This window comes from Nocardia sp. CDC153 (genome assembly GCF_035818515.1).
GTDB lineage: Bacteria > Actinomycetota > Actinomycetes > Mycobacteriales > Mycobacteriaceae > Nocardia.
Genome location: NZ_JAYKYU010000005.1, coordinates 577,610 through 592,914 on the forward strand (window position 1 = coordinate 577,610; position 15,305 = coordinate 592,914).

General features: G+C 68.2%; 15 protein-coding genes. 8 read left to right on the forward strand and 7 right to left on the reverse strand.

The genetic code is table 11. The features are described from left to right. Window positions 1–66: 66 nt before the first annotated feature. Window positions 67–567 carry an NUDIX domain-containing protein gene (locus VMT65_RS29455; RefSeq protein WP_326311744.1) on the forward strand — a complete coding sequence of 167 codons (501 nt, stop codon included), beginning with the start codon at window positions 67–69 and terminating at the stop codon, window positions 565–567. A 58-nt stretch (window positions 568–625) separates the two neighbouring features. Here the strand turns inward: VMT65_RS29455 and VMT65_RS29460 are convergent, their stop codons facing one another. Together VMT65_RS29460 and VMT65_RS29465 are read right to left on the reverse strand one after the other, a co-directional pair. Continuing rightward, window positions 626–3,202 carry a polynucleotide kinase-phosphatase gene (locus VMT65_RS29460; RefSeq protein ID WP_326311745.1) on the reverse strand — a complete coding sequence of 859 codons (2,577 nt, stop codon included), beginning with the start codon at window positions 3,200–3,202 and terminating at the stop codon, window positions 626–628. Next, window positions 3,202–4,725, reverse strand: a complete 1,524-nt coding sequence (locus tag VMT65_RS29465; protein WP_326311746.1) for a 3' terminal RNA ribose 2'-O-methyltransferase Hen1 — start codon at window positions 4,723–4,725, stop codon at window positions 3,202–3,204. Before VMT65_RS29465 ends, VMT65_RS29460 begins: the two co-directional genes overlap by 1 nt. Before the next feature lie 200 nt (window positions 4,726–4,925). Between VMT65_RS29465 and VMT65_RS29470 the strand changes: the two genes are divergently transcribed. Next, a complete protein-coding gene (locus tag VMT65_RS29470) occupies window positions 4,926–6,170 on the forward strand; it encodes a DUF7373 family lipoprotein (RefSeq protein ID WP_326311747.1) in 1,245 nt (414 codons plus the stop codon). A gap of 68 nt (window positions 6,171–6,238) precedes the next feature. Here the strand turns inward: VMT65_RS29470 and VMT65_RS29475 are convergent, their stop codons facing one another. Both VMT65_RS29475 and VMT65_RS29480 read right to left on the reverse strand, forming a co-directional pair. Next, complete coding sequence (locus tag VMT65_RS29475) at window positions 6,239–6,628, reverse strand: nuclear transport factor 2 family protein (protein ID WP_326311748.1); 390 nt, start codon at window positions 6,626–6,628, stop codon at window positions 6,239–6,241. Further along, entirely contained in the window at window positions 6,628–7,881 is a 1,254-nt protein-coding gene (locus VMT65_RS29480) for an MFS transporter (protein WP_326311749.1), read from the reverse strand. Before VMT65_RS29480 ends, VMT65_RS29475 begins: the two co-directional genes overlap by 1 nt. A 101-nt stretch (window positions 7,882–7,982) precedes the next feature. On the opposite strand from VMT65_RS29480, the gene VMT65_RS29485 reads away from it, so the two are divergent. The 6 genes from VMT65_RS29485 to clpX all read left to right on the forward strand — a co-directional run bounded on the left by VMT65_RS29485 (window position 7,983) and on the right by clpX (window position 13,855). After that, entirely contained in the window at window positions 7,983–8,564 is a 582-nt protein-coding gene (locus tag VMT65_RS29485; RefSeq protein ID WP_326311750.1) for a TetR/AcrR family transcriptional regulator, read from the forward strand. A gap of 53 nt (window positions 8,565–8,617) precedes the next feature. Further along, window positions 8,618–9,184 carry an FKBP-type peptidyl-prolyl cis-trans isomerase gene (locus tag VMT65_RS29490; RefSeq protein ID WP_326311751.1) on the forward strand — a complete coding sequence of 189 codons (567 nt, stop codon included), beginning with the start codon at window positions 8,618–8,620 and terminating at the stop codon, window positions 9,182–9,184. A gap of 163 nt (window positions 9,185–9,347) precedes the next feature. Continuing rightward, window positions 9,348–10,751, forward strand: coding sequence for a trigger factor (gene tig / locus VMT65_RS29495; protein WP_326311752.1), 1,404 nt, complete (start codon window positions 9,348–9,350; stop codon window positions 10,749–10,751). Window positions 10,752–10,940: 189 nt separating this feature from the next. Beyond that, window positions 10,941–11,522 (forward strand): ATP-dependent Clp protease proteolytic subunit, encoded by a 582-nt coding sequence (locus VMT65_RS29500; protein ID WP_326311753.1) that lies wholly within the window; start codon window positions 10,941–10,943, stop codon window positions 11,520–11,522. A 102-nt stretch (window positions 11,523–11,624) separates the two neighbouring features. Next, on the forward strand, window positions 11,625–12,248 hold the full coding sequence (locus tag VMT65_RS29505; protein WP_326311917.1) for an ATP-dependent Clp protease proteolytic subunit: 624 nt from the start codon (window positions 11,625–11,627) through the stop codon (window positions 12,246–12,248). Between the two features lie 326 nt (window positions 12,249–12,574). Then, window positions 12,575–13,855: an ATP-dependent Clp protease ATP-binding subunit ClpX gene (gene clpX / locus VMT65_RS29510; RefSeq protein ID WP_326311754.1), complete on the forward strand. Its 1,281-nt coding sequence runs from the start codon at window positions 12,575–12,577 to the stop codon at window positions 13,853–13,855. 92 nt (window positions 13,856–13,947) lie between these two features. Here clpX and VMT65_RS29515 read toward each other — a convergent pair whose 3' ends face one another. The 3 genes from VMT65_RS29515 to VMT65_RS29525 all read right to left on the reverse strand — a co-directional run bounded on the left by VMT65_RS29515 (window position 13,948) and on the right by VMT65_RS29525 (window position 15,285). Beyond that, on the reverse strand, window positions 13,948–14,100 hold the full coding sequence (locus VMT65_RS29515) for a hypothetical protein (RefSeq protein WP_326311755.1): 153 nt from the start codon (window positions 14,098–14,100) through the stop codon (window positions 13,948–13,950). A gap of 200 nt (window positions 14,101–14,300) precedes the next feature. Then, window positions 14,301–14,840: a hypothetical protein gene (locus VMT65_RS29520; RefSeq protein ID WP_326311756.1), complete on the reverse strand. Its 540-nt coding sequence runs from the start codon at window positions 14,838–14,840 to the stop codon at window positions 14,301–14,303. 73 nt (window positions 14,841–14,913) lie between these two features. Then, window positions 14,914–15,285 carry a nuclear transport factor 2 family protein gene (locus tag VMT65_RS29525; protein WP_326311757.1) on the reverse strand — a complete coding sequence of 124 codons (372 nt, stop codon included), beginning with the start codon at window positions 15,283–15,285 and terminating at the stop codon, window positions 14,914–14,916. Window positions 15,286–15,305: the final 20 nt, after the last annotated feature.

The window sequence follows — 15,305 nt, forward strand, 5'->3', positions numbered from 1 at the left end:
CCGCGGTGTCGCTCACGGTAGCGCCCGGGGTGCGCGCCCGCAGGGGGATTCGGCAAACTCGATGGCATGAGTCTCAGATACAGCGCCGGAGTCCTGCTGTTCCGCCGCACCGCCGGACTGGAAGTGCTGCTCGGACACCTGGGCGGCCCGCTGTGGGCCAAGAAGGACGCGGCCGCCTGGTCGATCCCCAAGGGTGAATACGAACCCGACGAGGAGAAGCCCCGCGACGCCGCCCGCCGCGAATTCACCGAGGAACTCGGCCTGCCCGTCCCCGACGGGGATTGGATTCCGCTCGGCGATGTCGAATACGGCAGCGGTCGCGGCAAGAAACGACTCACCGTCTGGGCCGTCGAAGCCGACCTCGACCCCACCGAAATAGTCCCTGGCACTTTCGAAATGGAATGGCCACCCCGCTCCGGCCGCCTCGCCGAATTCCCCGAAATAGACCGCGCCGCCTGGCTCGACCTCGAGGCCGCCGAAGAAAAACTGGGCAAAGGCCAACGCCCCTATCTCCAGCGGCTCCACGACCACCTCTCCGCCACCGAAACCGCCGAAGCAACCGACTGACGCCGACACCTGTATCCCGGAGCGGCCCTGCCGTGTTCGGCAGGGCCGCTGCCCGGGCCTACAGGCGCGGGTCGACCGGTTCGGTCTCGAGCGCCAGGACGGCGAAGACGGCTTCGTGCACCCGCCACAACGGCTCGCGGGCCACGAAGCGGTCCAGCGCCTCCAGGCCGAGGGCGGATTCGCGCAAAGCCATGGAACGCTTGCCGCCGAGGCCGCGCGAGCGCAGCCGGGTCAGGTGGTCCGGGTGCAGGTATTCCGGGCCGTAGATGATCCGGAGGTATTCCGGGCCACGACATTTCACGCCCGGCTGGACCGGGCGGCCGCTGCGGTTGGTGCCGCTCACCAGGGCGGCGAGCGGCTTGACCACCATGCCCTCGCCACCGGCGGTGGTGAGGGCGGTCCACCAGGCCGTCGCGTCGGCCTCGGCCTCGGGGGAGGCGAGGTCGACCACGCGGCGGCCCGTCGCGGCGAAGAAATCCGGGTCGGCGGCCACCAGGCGGTCGAGGCGTTCCAGGTGCCAGTTGTGTTCGCGCACGGCGTAATTCGCGCCGGACGCGGCCAGCAGCTGGAACGGGGCCAGGCGGACGCCGTCCAAACCGTCGGTGGGCCAGCAGTAGCGGCCGTAGGCGGTGGTGAAGGCGTCGGCGTCCGCGCGGCGCGCGGTGGTGCGCGACGCGAGATCACCTACCTCCAAACCCCTTTCGGCCGCCGCCGTCAGCACCTCGGATGCCCGGGCGAGCGAGGCCCGCGCCGCCGCGCCGACCGCCGCGTACTGGGACCGCAAGAGCCCCATCGCCTTGGCCGACCAGGGCAGCAGCTCGGTGTCCAGCAGCAGCCAGTCGGTGTCCAATTCCTCGAACAGCCCGGCGGTTTCGGCCGCCACCCGCACCCGCGCCAGCAGCGTCTCGGTCCGCGCCGGGTCGTCGAAGAAGGGCCGCCCGGTGCGGGTGTACACCGCGCCGGTGCTGCCGTCCTCGACGCCGAACCGATCCCGCGCCGCCTCCGGCGATCGCGAAACCACCACGACCGCACGCGAACCCATGTGCTTCTCCTCGCACACCACCGTGTCCACGCCCTCGGAGCGGTAGTACTCGAAGGCCTGGGCCGGATGCTCGAGGTAGCCGTCCAGGGTGGAGGTGGCGCACGGCGACATGGTCGGCGGCAGGTACACCAGCCAGCGCGGGTCCACCGCGAAACGGCTCATCACCTCGAGCGCCGCGCTCGCGGCGTCCTCGCGCACGCTCACCCGGCCGAGGTGGCGGGTCTCCACCACCCGGCGGCCCAGCACGTCGTCGAGATCCAGCACGCCCGGGTCCCGCTGCACCACGGCCGCACCCGTGGCGAAGGTGGCGGCCTGCAGCGGCCGCACCGGCTCGAACCAGACCTGTTCGGCCGCAACCGAAACCGGCTCCCGCTCCGGATAGCGCAGGGCGGTCAGGCGACCGCCGAACACCACGCCGGTGTCCAGACACAGGGTGTTGTTCACCCACACCAGTTCGGTCATCGGCGTGTGCCCGTAGAGCACCAGCGCCTTGCCGCGGTAGTCGTTGGCCCACGGGTAGCGCACCGGCAGCCCGTATTCGTCGGTCTCCCCGGTGGATTCGCCGTACATGGCGAACTCGCGCACGCGCCCCGAGGTGCGGCCCTGGTACTCCTCCTTCAGCCCCGCGTGCGCCACGACCAGCTTGCCGCCGTCGAGCACGTAGTGGCTGACCAGACCGCGCATGAATTCGTGTGCGGCCTTGCGGAACTCGGCGTCCTCGCCCTCGAACTGCGCCAGCGATTCGGCCAGCCCGTGCGCCACCTTGACCCGGCGGCCGTCGAGCGCGCGCACCAGCTTGAACTCGTGGTTTCCGGTGACGCACAGGGCGTTTCCGGATCCCACCATGCCCATTACCAGCCGCAGCACGCCCGGGGTGTCGGGTCCGCGATCGACCAGGTCGCCGACGAACACCGCCGTCCGGCCCTCCGGGTGCCGCGCGTCGACCGCGCGCCCGTTCTCGTCGCGGGCGAGGACGTAGCCGAGTTCGCCCAGCAGCGTCTCCAATTCGCTGCGGCACCCGTGTACATCGCCGATCACGTCGAAGGGCCCGGTGAGATCGGTGCGGTCGTTCCACAGCCGCTCGTCCCGGATGGTCGCGGCGTCGATCTCGTCGACGCCGCGCAGCACGTGCACCTTGCGGAAGCCCTCGCGCTCCAGGAATTTCAGCGAACGCCGCAGATCCCGCTGGTGGCGGCCCACCACGTGCGGACCCAGATCGGCGCGATCGGCGCGCAGTGCGTTGCGTCGCACGCATTCGGCCTCGGGCACGTCCAGCACGATGGCGACCGGCAGCACGTCGTGCGCGCGGGCCAGTTCGACCAGTGCCTGGCGCGCCTTGGGCTGCACATTGGTGGCGTCGATGACGGTCCGCAGCCCGCGCCGCAACCGCACGCCCGCCACGTGGTGCAGCAGCGCGAACGCCTCGTCGGTGGCCGACTGATCGGCCTCGTCATCGCTCACCAGCCCCCGGTACGCGTCCGATGACAGGACCGCCGTGGACCGGAAGTGCTTGTGCGCGAACGTCGATTTCCCGGATCCGCTGCTGCCGATGAGGACGACCAGCGAGAGCACCGGTACGGACAGCTCAGCCATTACGCGGCTCCTTTCTCATCGCTGTCGTTCCGCTGTTGGGTGAATACGGCCATCTGTGTCGAGGGCCCCACCTCCGGGTCCTCGGGCCCGACCGGCTCGAATCGCACGGCGTAGCCGTACGTCTCGGCGACCCGGCCCGCCCACTCCGCGAATTCCGCCCGGCTCCACTCGAATCGGTGGTCGGTGTGCCGGAACACGCCCGCGTCGAGCCCGTCGTAGCGCACGTTGTATTCGCTGTTGGGCGTGGTCACGACCACCGCGCCCGGGGCGGCCGCCCCGAATACCGCGTGCTCCAATGCCTTCAACCGGGGCAGGTCCACATGCTCGATGACCTCCATGAGCACCGCCGCGTCATATCCCTTCAGCGACGCGTCGGTGTAGGTCAGCGCACCCTGCCGCAGCGTGACCCGCCGCGACTGCCACTCCGGCAGCCGCCGCAGTCGCCGTGCCGCGATGTGGAGTTCCCGCATCGACACGTCCACGCCCACGATCTCGGTGAACGCCCGATCCGGTGCCAGTTCCCGCAGCAAAGCCGCCTGGCCACAACCCAGATCCAGCACCCGGCTCGCCCCGACCTCGAGCAGCGCCCGGTGCACGGCCTGCCGCCGCAGCACCGCCAGCGACGGCCCACGCTCATCGACCTCGCCGGACACGGCGTCCGCCGTGCCCGGAACGGCCTCCGGCACCGCTTCGGCTTCGCTGCCCGCCGCGGCGTCGCTCGCCTCCGCGTCGGCATCCTCTTCGATCGCGTCGAGTTCCTCGGGCTCGGCGTCGTCGAGTTCGGCCAGGCGGGCCAGGGCGGCGCGGACCAGCGTGTGGCGGCGGGTGAGATATCGGCGGGTGATCCACTCGCGCTCCGGGTGGCCGGTGAGCCAGCCCTCGCCGAAGCGCAGCAGCTTGTCGATCTCATTGGTGTCGAGCCAGTAGTGCTTGCTGCCGTCGAGCACGGGCAGCAGCACGTACAGATGCGACAGCGCGTCCGCCAACCGCAGCGTCCCCGTCAATTCCACACGCACGTAATGGGAGTCACCCCATTCCGGGAACGCCGGATCCAGCGGCAGGGGCGTGGCCACGACCGTCCAGCCGAGCGGCGCGAACACCCGCTCGACGTACTCCGGCCCGCCCTTGCACGGCACCGCCGGGAGCTCGATCCGCAACGGCAGCGCGGTCTCGGCCAATTCGGGCCGCTGCGCACAACGCCCGTGCAACGCGGTGCCGAAGACCGTGGACAGCGCCACCGACAACAGCGACGACGCCGCGTACGGCCGATCGTTGACGTACTGCGCCAGACTGAATTCCGGCGTCCCCTTGGACTTTCCGCGCACCAGCCGCACCGGATCGATCTCCAGCATGAGCGCCGCCGTGCAGCGGTCGGCGTCGGCCTCGGGGTAGAACACGTGCGCCACCCCGTAGGACTGCTCGAAAGTCTGTATGCGCGAGGGATTCTTGTGCAGCAGGAAACCCAGGTCGGTCGCGGGCCAGCCCGCCGCCTCCGGTCGCGTACAAGAAATCGTCAACAGCATCCGGTGATGCTCCCGTACCAGCGGCGATGCGGCAATCACATTTCCGGCGCGTTCGAATCCGGGACCGCGAGATCCGGGTGTGGGGAGCCCGTAGTGTAGGGGGCTTGCCAGCGGGAGTGAGCCCGCTCACACTCGAAAGGGTATGTCCGGGGGAGGTTTTCGGGCGGACCCGGGCCGGAGCTGTGGTGGGCGGTGGCGGTATGCACCGAATCGATCGGACCGAGCGGCGCGTTTACGCCGGATTCCTCTCTGCTGCCGTGGTCGCGGCGTTGGTGAGCGCGTGCGCCATCGCGGGCACACCCACGGCGGCGACGCCGCGGCTGGGGGCGCTGGATCTGGGCGGGTACAGCGGTCGGCCGCTGGTCGCGCCTCGGGACGCCGGGGAAACCTATGGGCGCGTCATGGAATCGGCGCGGATGGCCGATGCTGTCGTCTCGCCGCGCGATGTCGATCCGGCGCTGTCGCGAATCTCGGCCGTTCCGGTGCCCACGCCCGAGGACGTGGTCGGCATTCTGGCCGAGGCGACCTGGGCGACCCTCGTCTCGCACGGGATGGTGGCCGGGTTCAGCATTGGCGGCACGGATGATCCGACGGGTACCCCGACGATCGGGGCGGCCCGTTCGGTGCGCATCACCGTGCTGCGCATGCGCGACAATATGACCGCCATCGACGCGGCCCGGGAGATCGACGCGCGCGACTTCGCGGTCAATCACGACAATGTCGGCGTCGGATTCCCCGAATACTTTGCGACATGGGGACATTGGCGCACCTACGTGCCGACCATGGCGGCCACCCTCGCGCACGGACCCTTCGTGGTGAGCCTGTTCATCACCCACCCGACCACCGACCGCGCGGCCATGGAGACCTTGGCCGAAAAGACCTTCGACGCCGAGCTGCCGCGACTGGACGCCTTCGCGCCCACCTCGGACGAGCAGCTGTCGACCCTGCCCATGGACTCCGACGGCATGCTGAGCCGCCTGCTCCCCACCGCACCCGGGCAATGGCCGAACCCGGTACTCGCCCATGACGAGCAGCAGCTCATCGCCGGATGGGGCGGACATCGCAGCGCCAGCGGGGTCGTCTACGGACCGGTCGTCGCCGACGCCTGGGTCAACCGCCCCGGCGACGGCGATCGCATTCCCGTCGAGGGTGTCGCGATCACCGATTCCGCTCGGCTGCTTCGCTTTCCGGACGCCGTGGCGGCCCGTCGGGCCCTGCACCGACTGTCCCAACCGGACGCGGCGCACACCGTGGTCACCGCGCCGCCCGGTGTCCCCGACGCAGTCTGCCTTCGAGACACCGACACGAATCCGGCTGCGCGCGAAAGCGAATACTCCTGCCTCGTCCTGGACGGCCGCTACCTGGCCCTGATCACCGCCTCGACCGAACCGGACGCCCACCACCGCGCGTCCGCGCAATACGCATTGCTGGTCACCGACCGCTAGGCGCACGGCCGAGCAGCCCCAGCCGTGCGCCCAAAGCGCCGTCGTGAACGGCGCTCGCCAGACTCGGCTCAGTGATCCAGCTGGGCTTGGAAGATCTCGCGATTGAAGTACGCCTTCGCCTCGGCGATCAGGCCGTCGGCGTTCAGTTCGTACACATTGATGCCGGACCAGTTGATCGGCCGCCCCGACAGCGATACCGCCGCGCCGCTCCAGGACACCGCGACCGCGTCACCCACGGTGTGCGCCTCGTGCGGTGTAAGTCCGAGGAAGGGACGGAAATTCGGGATGACACCGGCGATGAACTCGTGAATCGCGGTGCGCCCCACGATCGGCGGGGTGCCCACCGGGTCGTGGAAGACGCCGTCCTCGGCGAAGGCCGCGGCCCACGCGGCGGCATCGCCGGATTGGGAGGCGGTGAAGAACCGCAGGACGGCGCTCGGCATGGCGGGCATGGTCATTACTGCTCCTTCTGAGAGGTGAGGTGCCGCCGGTCGTAGCGGCGGGCCAGGGGGAGAACCGGGAGCGCGAGCACGGTCAGAACGGCCTGCAGGGCGCAGACGCCGAGCCAGCCCCACGCCCCGTAGCAGGCTGCGGCGAGTGCGGCGCAGATCGCGCCGCTGAGGAAGACCGCCACCATGTAGACCGTGTTGGCGCGGCTGCGCGCCTGCGGCAGATATCCGAAAATCCGTGTCTGATTGGCGATTTGGCTCCACTGCACCGACACATTCGCCAGCACGATCGCCAGGATCAGGCACGGCAGCACCGTGCCGCCCAGCGCGTACAGTCCGGCCGCCGCCAGCATGAGCGCCACCGCCGCCGCGATGATCGGCACGGCCCCGCGCCGATCGACGAACCGGCCCGCCCACGGTGCGGCCACCGCACCGGCCAGCCCGAGCGCGCCGAACAAACCGGCGACGGCGCTGCGATAGTGGTAGGGCTCGCGGGTCAATACCAGGACCAGGGAGGTCCAGGTCGCGGTGTACGCGCCGAACAACAACGCGTGCAGGGCGCACGAATGCCGCAGTGCCGGTTCACGAAACAACAGCCGGGGCAGCGACGCGAGCAGGGCCGGATAGCTCGGCCGGGCCGCCATCGCCGCGCCGTACGCCGTAGGCCGCGCTTCCCTGGGCAGCAACGCGATGGTCACCGCGCCCGCGGCCGCCGTCAAACCCGCGGCGAGCAGATACACCGCGCGCCAACCGAAGAGATCGCCGACCGCGCCGCCGATCACTCGCGAACCGATGATGCCCGTCATGAGCCCGATCTGCACCCCGGCCACCACCGAGGCCCGCCGCTGCGGCGGCGCGAACTCGGCGGCCAGGGGCACCAGTACCTGCGGGATCACCGTCGCCCCGCCCACCAGTGCGGTCGCCGCGGCCAGCAGCGTGAGCCCGGGCGCGGCGGCGGCCAGCAGCAGCCCGATCACCGTGACCGCCAACAGCATCGACAGCAACGGTCGCCGCCGGCGCACGTCCCCGAGCGGGACCAAGAAGAGAATCCCTGCGGCATAACCGAATTGAGCACACGTCACCACCACACCGGCCGCCGCCGCGGTGACGCCGAGCCCGCGGGTGAACAGCTCCAGCAAAGGCTGCGCCAGATACACATTCGCGACGGTCGCCCCGCTGCACACCGCCATCATCGGGAACAGTGCGGGCCGGGCTCGCCCCCGGGCCGGAGGGGTGTCGAGGGCGCTGAGCGGGATGGACATCGAACCATCCTTTCGATCGAACTAGTTGGTTCGGATGGCTGCCGATCGTATGAACCGCGTGGCCGAGCTGTCAAACGAACTGGTTCGTTACAATCGCGGACATGGCATACGACTCGGCCGCCACCAGGGAACGCATCCTCGCGGCGGCGACAACCGAATTCGCCGCCTACGGTGTGGCCGGGGCCAGGGTCGACCGCATCGCGGCCACCGCGCAGGCCAACAAGCGGGCCATCTACGACTACTTCGGGGACAAGAAGGCGCTGTTCGCGGCGGTACTCGAGCGGCTCATGGGTGAGCTCGCGCAGGATGTGCCGCCCAGCGGTGACCTGGGTGAATACGCGGGCCGGCTGTTCGACCATCACCGCGCCCACCCCGAGGCGCTGCGCCTATTGCTCTGGGAGGCACTGGAACTCGGCGACGACCCGGTCCCCGACGAGGAGAACCGCACCCGCCACTACTTCGAGAAGGTCGCCGCCGCCGAATCGGCCATGACCGACGGGGATCCGCGGGATCTGCTGTTCTTCGCCCTCGGCCTGGTCGGCTGGACGCTGGCCATGCCGCAGCTGCGGCGCATGATTCTCGGCGCCGACCGCGGCCTCGACGAACTGCGCCCGGCCATCACCGCCGCGGTCGAGACGCTCGCGGCCGCGCCCGCACCGGCGCGAACCGATCCGGCCGTGTAGGTTCGGCCCGGCGTCGCAATCATGCGGCATCCGGATCACGGACAGGAGCGGGAATGCGCTTGGCGGGCAAGGTCGGTGCGATCGGTGCGGTCGTGGCCGCGGTGGTGCTGGCGGCGGGCTGCTCGAGCAGCGGCGACGACAAGGCCGCGGCGACCACCACGGCGAAGGCCACCACCAGCGCGGCCGCCACCACCACGGCCAGTAAGGGCCGCGAGTGCACCGCCGACGACATCAAGGTCGACGGCGGCTTCGGCCAGGCGCCCAAGATCACCATTCCGGACGACTGCGATCCGCCCAAGCAGCTCATCGTTAAGGACCTGGTCGCGGGCAGCGGCCCGGGCGCGCAGGCCGGGCAGCAGCTGACCATGAACTACACGCTGGTCACCTGGTCGAACAAGAAGGTGCTCGACAGCTCCTTCACCCGCGGCGAGACCTTCCCCCTCAACCTGGGCGCGGGCGAGGTCATCAAGGGCTGGGATCAGGGCCTGGTCGGCGTCCAGCAGGGCGCGCGCCGGCTGCTCATCATCCCGCCGGACCTCGGCTACGGCGCGGGCGGGCGCGGCATGAAGCCGTTCGAAACGCTCGTCTTCGTCACCGACGCCGTCAAGGTCGGTAGCTGAGGTAAAACCCCCGATACCAGGGCGACCGGTCACCTGACCGGCCGTCACGCTGCCCTCTGCCGTGACCGGTTACACGGCTCATCGAGCCGTCAACTAACCTGGTCGGGATGCGTTCGGGGGGAACCTAGACGTCAACCATGAACAACGAACAAGGAGCATGTCCGTGAAGAGCACCGTCGAGCAGCTGAGCCCGACTCGGGTCCGCATCAATGTCGAGGTGCCCTTCGAGGAGCTCAAGCCGGACTTCGACCGCGCCTACAAGGCCCTCGCGCAGCAGATCCGGATCCCCGGCTTCCGCCCGGGTAAGGCCCCGGCCAAGCTTCTCGAGGCCCGTGTCGGCCGTGGCGCGGTGCTGGAGCAGGTAGTCAACGACGTCCTGCCCAAGCGCTACAGCGAGGCCGTGCAGGAGACCCAGGCCAAGGTCATCGGCCAGCCGGAGATCGAGATCACCAAGATCGAGGACGGCGAAGAGCTGGCCTTCACCGCCGAGGTCGACGTCCGCCCGGAGATCACCCTGCCGGAGTACTCGTCGCTGGCCGTCTCGGTCGACCCGATCGAGATCACCGACGCCGACATCGACGAGCAGCTGCAGTCGCTGCGCGCCCGCTTCGGCACCCTGACCTCGGTCGAGCGCGCCATCGAGAACGGCGACTTCGTCTCCATCGACCTGTCTGCCACCGTCGACGGCGAGACCGTCGAGGAGGCCTCCACCACCGGCCTGTCCCACGAGGTCGGCTCCGGCCAGCTCATCGAGGGCCTGGACGAGACCCTGATCGGCATGAAGGAGGGCGAGTCCAAGGACTTCACCTCCAAGCTGGTCGCCGGTGAGCACGCGGGCAAGGAAGCCGTGATCACCGTGACCGTGCAGTCGGTCAAGGAGCGCGAGCTGCCCGAGGCCGATGACGAATTCGCCCAGCTGGCAAGCGAATTCGACACCATCGACGAGCTGAAGGAAGACCTGAAGACCCGCGTCGAGCGCGTCAAGAAGGTCCAGCAGGCCGGCGAGATCCGCGACAAGGTGCTCGAGGCGCTGCTCGCGGCCGTCGAGATCCCGCTGCCGGAGAAGGTCGTCCAGGCCGAGATCGACGCCGTCGAGCACGACGCCGTCCACGGCTTCGACCACGACGAGGCCAAGCTGGCCGAGGCCCTCGAGGCCGAGGGCTCCTCGCTCGAGGAGTTCAAGAAGGACACCAAGGAAGCCGCCGAGAAGTCGGTCAAGACCCAGCTGCTGCTGGACGCCGTCGCCGAGGCCGACAACACCCAGGTCGGCCAGGACGAGCTGTACGAGCGGATCATCTTCCAGGCCCAGCGCTACGGCATGAGCCCGGATCAGTTCATCCAGCAGATCCAGCAGGCCGGTCAGCTGGGCGCGGTCTTCGCCGACGTGCGTCGCGGCAAGGCGCTGGCCGGTGTCGTGGTCAAGGCCGCCGTCACCGACACCGCGGGCAACACCGTGGACACCGCCGAGATGTTCGGCAACCCGGCCGAGGAGGCCGAAGAGGTGTCCGCCGAAGAGCTCGCTACCGTGGCCGATGCCACCGAGGCCGCCGAGGCCGAGGCCAAGTAAGAGCATTGACCGCAGCGCGGTATAAGTTTGCGCTGTGAGCGAAGCAGGGCGGTACCGGGAGTTCGGTGCCGCCCTGTTTCGTTAGGGTTTGTGTCAGCGCTGGATTTTCTCAGTGATCAAGTAGGGGCTTGTAACCGAGCCGTTGAGAGAGGGCAGGTATCCGTGACAATTCATCAGGCAGGGGTGCAGATGACATCGCCGACTGCTGGTCTGAACCTCAGTGATTCGGTCTACGAGCGACTGCTGCAGAACCGAATCATCTTCCTGGGCACTCAGGTCGACGACGACATCGCGAACAAGCTGTGCGCGCAGATTCTCCTGCTGTCGGCCGAGGACCCGACCAAGGACATCTCGCTCTACATCAACTCTCCCGGCGGTTCGGTGACCGCGGGCATGGCCATCTACGACACCATGCAGTTCGCCGAGTGCGACATTCGCACCGTGGGCATGGGTCTGGCCGCGTCGATGGGTCAGTTCCTGCTCGCCGCGGGCACCAAGGGCAAGCGATTCGCGCTGCCGCACGCCCGGATCATGATGCACCAGCCCTCGGCCGGCATCGGTGGCTCCGCGGCCGACATCGCGATCCAGGCCGAGCAGTTCGCCTACACCAAGCGCGAGATGAACGAGCTCCAGTCGCAGTTCACCGGCAAGAGCGTCGAGCAGGTGACCGCCGACGCCGACCGTGACCGCTGGTTCACCGCGAAGGAAGCCCTCGAGTACGGCTTCATCGATCACGTGATCACCCACGCGAACCAGGCGAACGGCAACTAGGTCCGCAGCCCACTCACACAGACTTTGGAGACGCGTATGTCCAACATGATCGACCCCCGGGCCGCGGGCATCACCTTCGCTGCCGCCGGTTCTTCCAACGGCATGCAGATGCCGCAGGGCCGCTACATCCTGCCTTCGTTCGTCGAGCACTCGAGCTTCGGTGTCAAGGAGTCCAACCCCTACAACAAGCTGTTCGAGGAGCGCATCATCTTCCTCGGCGCGCAGGTGGACGACACCTCCGCGAACGACATCATGGCGCAGCTGCTGGTGCTGGAGTCCCTGGATCCCGACCGCGACATCACCATGTACATCAACTCGCCCGGTGGTTCCTTCACCGCGCTGATGGCCATCTACGACACCATGCAGTACGTGCGCGCCGACGTCGCGACCGTCTGCCTGGGCCAGGCCGCCTCGGCCGCGGCCGTGCTGCTCGCCGCCGGCGCCCCCGGCAAGCGCGCCGCCCTGCCCAACGCCCGCGTGCTGATCCACCAGCCGTCCACCTCGGGTGGCATCCAGGGTCAGGTCTCCGATCTGGAGATCCAGGCCGCCGAGATCGAGCGCATGCGTCGTCTCATGGAGACCACGCTGGCCCGCCACACCGGCAAGGACGCCGACACCATCCGCAAGGACACCGACCGCGACAAGATCCTCACCGCGCACGACGCGAAGGATTACGGCATCGTCGACACGGTCTTCGAGTACCGCAAGCTCAGCGCCCAGAAGTGAACTGGGCGGGTGGCGGGGCCGAGATGAGTGCGCCGACGGGCGCGATCGTCCCCGCCGCCCCGGGCAGAGGTGAGTCCACGCACATGTCCGGTGAGAAACGTGCCCAAGTTGTCGACCTCGGTCACGAGAAGCGGGTACGGTCACTCTAGGGACCTTTGCTCGTGGTTGTCGGCTCTGCTTTTTGGATCCATCACAAGCTTTTGGAAACACGGCCGAATTGCCGGATCCGCAAACTCAGGGGTCGCGGCATACGCTCGAAGTAGGCAAGCTCGCCGACAACCGGGGACAGACGGTTGCACGCGGACAAGGAAGTAGGGACCCAGGAGATGGCGCGCATCGGTGATGGCGGCGATCTGTTGAAGTGCTCGTTCTGCGGAAAGAGCCAGAAGCAGGTCAAGAAGCTCATTGCGGGACCGGGGGTGTACATCTGCGACGAGTGCATCGACCTGTGCAACGAGATCATCGAGGAAGAGCTCGCCGAATCGAGCGAGGTCAAGCTCGACGAGTTGCCCAAGCCCGCGGAGATCCGGGATTTCCTCGAGCAGTATGTGATCGGGCAGGACGCGGCGAAGCGCACCCTCGCGGTGGCGGTCTACAACCACTACAAGCGAATTCAGGCCGGCGACAAGGGCCGCGACTCGCGCGGCGAGGCCGTCGAGCTGATGAAGTCCAACATCCTGATGCTCGGCCCGACCGGGTGTGGCAAGACCTACCTGGCGCAGACGCTGGCCAAGATGTTGAACGTTCCGTTCGCGATCGCCGACGCCACCGCGCTGACCGAGGCCGGTTATGTCGGTGAGGACGTCGAGAACATCCTGCTGAAGCTGATCCAGGCCGCCGACTACGACGTGAAGCGCGCCGAGACCGGCATCATCTACATCGACGAGGTCGACAAGATCGCCCGCAAGTCCGAGAATCCGTCCATCACCCGGGACGTGTCCGGTGAGGGCGTGCAGCAGGCGCTGCTGAAGATTCTCGAGGGCACCCAGGCCTCGGTGCCGCCGCAGGGCGGCCGCAAGCATCCGCATCAGGAATTCATCCAGATCGACACCACCAATGTGCTGTTCATCGTGGCGGGTGCGTTCGCGGGTCTGGAGAAGATCGTTCAGGATCGAGTCGGCAAGCGCGGCATCGGTTTCGGCGCGGAGGTCCGCTCCAAGGTCGAGATCGACACCGCCGATCACTTCGCCGACGTCATGCCGGAGGATCTGATCAAGTTCGGTCTGATCCCGGAGTTCATCGGTCGTCTGCCGATCGTCGCCTCGGTCACCAACCTGGACAAGGACTCCCTGGTCCGCATTCTGGCCGAGCCGAAGAACGCCCTGGTGAAGCAGTACGTGCGCCTGTTCGAAATGGACGGCGTGGACCTGGAATTCACCCAGGACGCCCTGGAAGCCGTTGCGGACCAGGCGATTCTGCGCGGCACCGGCGCACGCGGTCTGCGCGCCATCATGGAGGAGGTCCTCCTCCCGGTCATGTACGACATCCCCAGCCGCGACGATGTCGCCAAGGTGGTCGTCACCGCCGACACCGTCAACGACAACGTCCTACCCACGATCGTCCCCCGCAAGCGCCAGACCCCGGAGCGCCGCGAAAAGTCGGCATAAGCCACTCTCGGTCTCTCAGGGGCTTCCCCCCGAACCCCCTTCCAAGAACAAAAGAAACCGGCTCCGCGAGAATTCTCGCGGAGCCGGTTTCGCTATCTCGCTTTGTTCAGGGTGCAGGTCGGGACGTATCCGAAGGGCGCGGACCAGCCGCCGTGCGCGAACCCCCCGCTCGGATCTTCCTCCGGTCCACCCGGCGCCTGGTAGACACCGTCGATGGTGACGAACTGGGTGACCGACAGTTCCATGATGTTCTCCTGTGGGCCCTCCGTCGGGTTCGAAACCACACCGCCGGTAAGCCTCTGGAGTCGGTGACGATCGGCAAGCCGTCGCGCCCGTGGTGAGGATCGTCCTTGATCCCCCGTGGTTCGCCGTTGAACCTTTACTCCGCTACTCCGAAAATCGGTGCGATCGGGTCACCTGTTACGACGGTGTGATGCCCCGAAATTCATCGGCGCGGAGGCTCGCGGCGGGGAAATCGCAGGGTGAAGGGCGCGGGCTCGGGGACCGGGAAGCGCTCACGCGGGGCGACCAGCAGAATCGCCAGGCCCAGGGCCGGAATGAGCAGCACCGCAAGCAGTTCGAGGGTGAATTCGAACCCGCCGATGGTCTCCGGGCGGTGGAAGGCGTGGTAGATGGCATGCGGGACGCCGAAGACCAGCCAGCCGAACCCGGAAACCCGTGCGATCACGCTGTCGCGGTAGTAGAGGGCGGCTCCGGAGATGGCGGCCAGCGCCAGGAAGAAGGCCCCGACATCACCGGCCAGGTGGTGGTTGTACGGCCCGTCGGCGCGCACCCAATGCAGGCCGAAGCCGGGGAAGCTGTTGTAGAACGACTCGGGCGCGACCACGGCCCACAGGCCGCTGTAGAGGCCGATGGCGGTGAGCACCCCCAGCATGGTGAGCAGGGCGATCCAGCGCCGCCGGTTGATCTCCAGCCGGAAATTCACCCGTACGCCGTCACCGGTGCCACGCAACGAGATCCGCACAGGCCCTCCCGCCCTCGCCGAATCACTGTGCTGCCACCGTAATTCGGGGAGGGGGAGGGGACAAGCCCGCGGGCTAGATCTGCTCCATCTTCAGGTCCTCGGGGCTCCAGTAGGCCCGCATGCTGATGATCTTGCCCTCGTCGTTCAGCTCCATGACGTCGATGGGCGAGAGGGTCATGCGGTGGCCGTTGGAGACGGTCACCAGGGTGAAGTGGGCGGCCACCTGGTTCCCGGCGACCTTGACCGTGTGCAGCTCGGTCTCGCGGTCGAGGTTCTCGAGCGCCTTGTAGAGCTCGCCGATGGCCTCGTGTCCGCGCCGTTCGGGGGTGCCGATCGGGTCCTCGACCACCGCGTCCTCGGCGTACAGGTCCACGACGGCCGAGGTCGGCCCGGTGGCCACCAATTTCACGTACTGCTCGACGACATCCCGGGGCTGCGCTGCCATGGAAGACTCCCATCAGAATT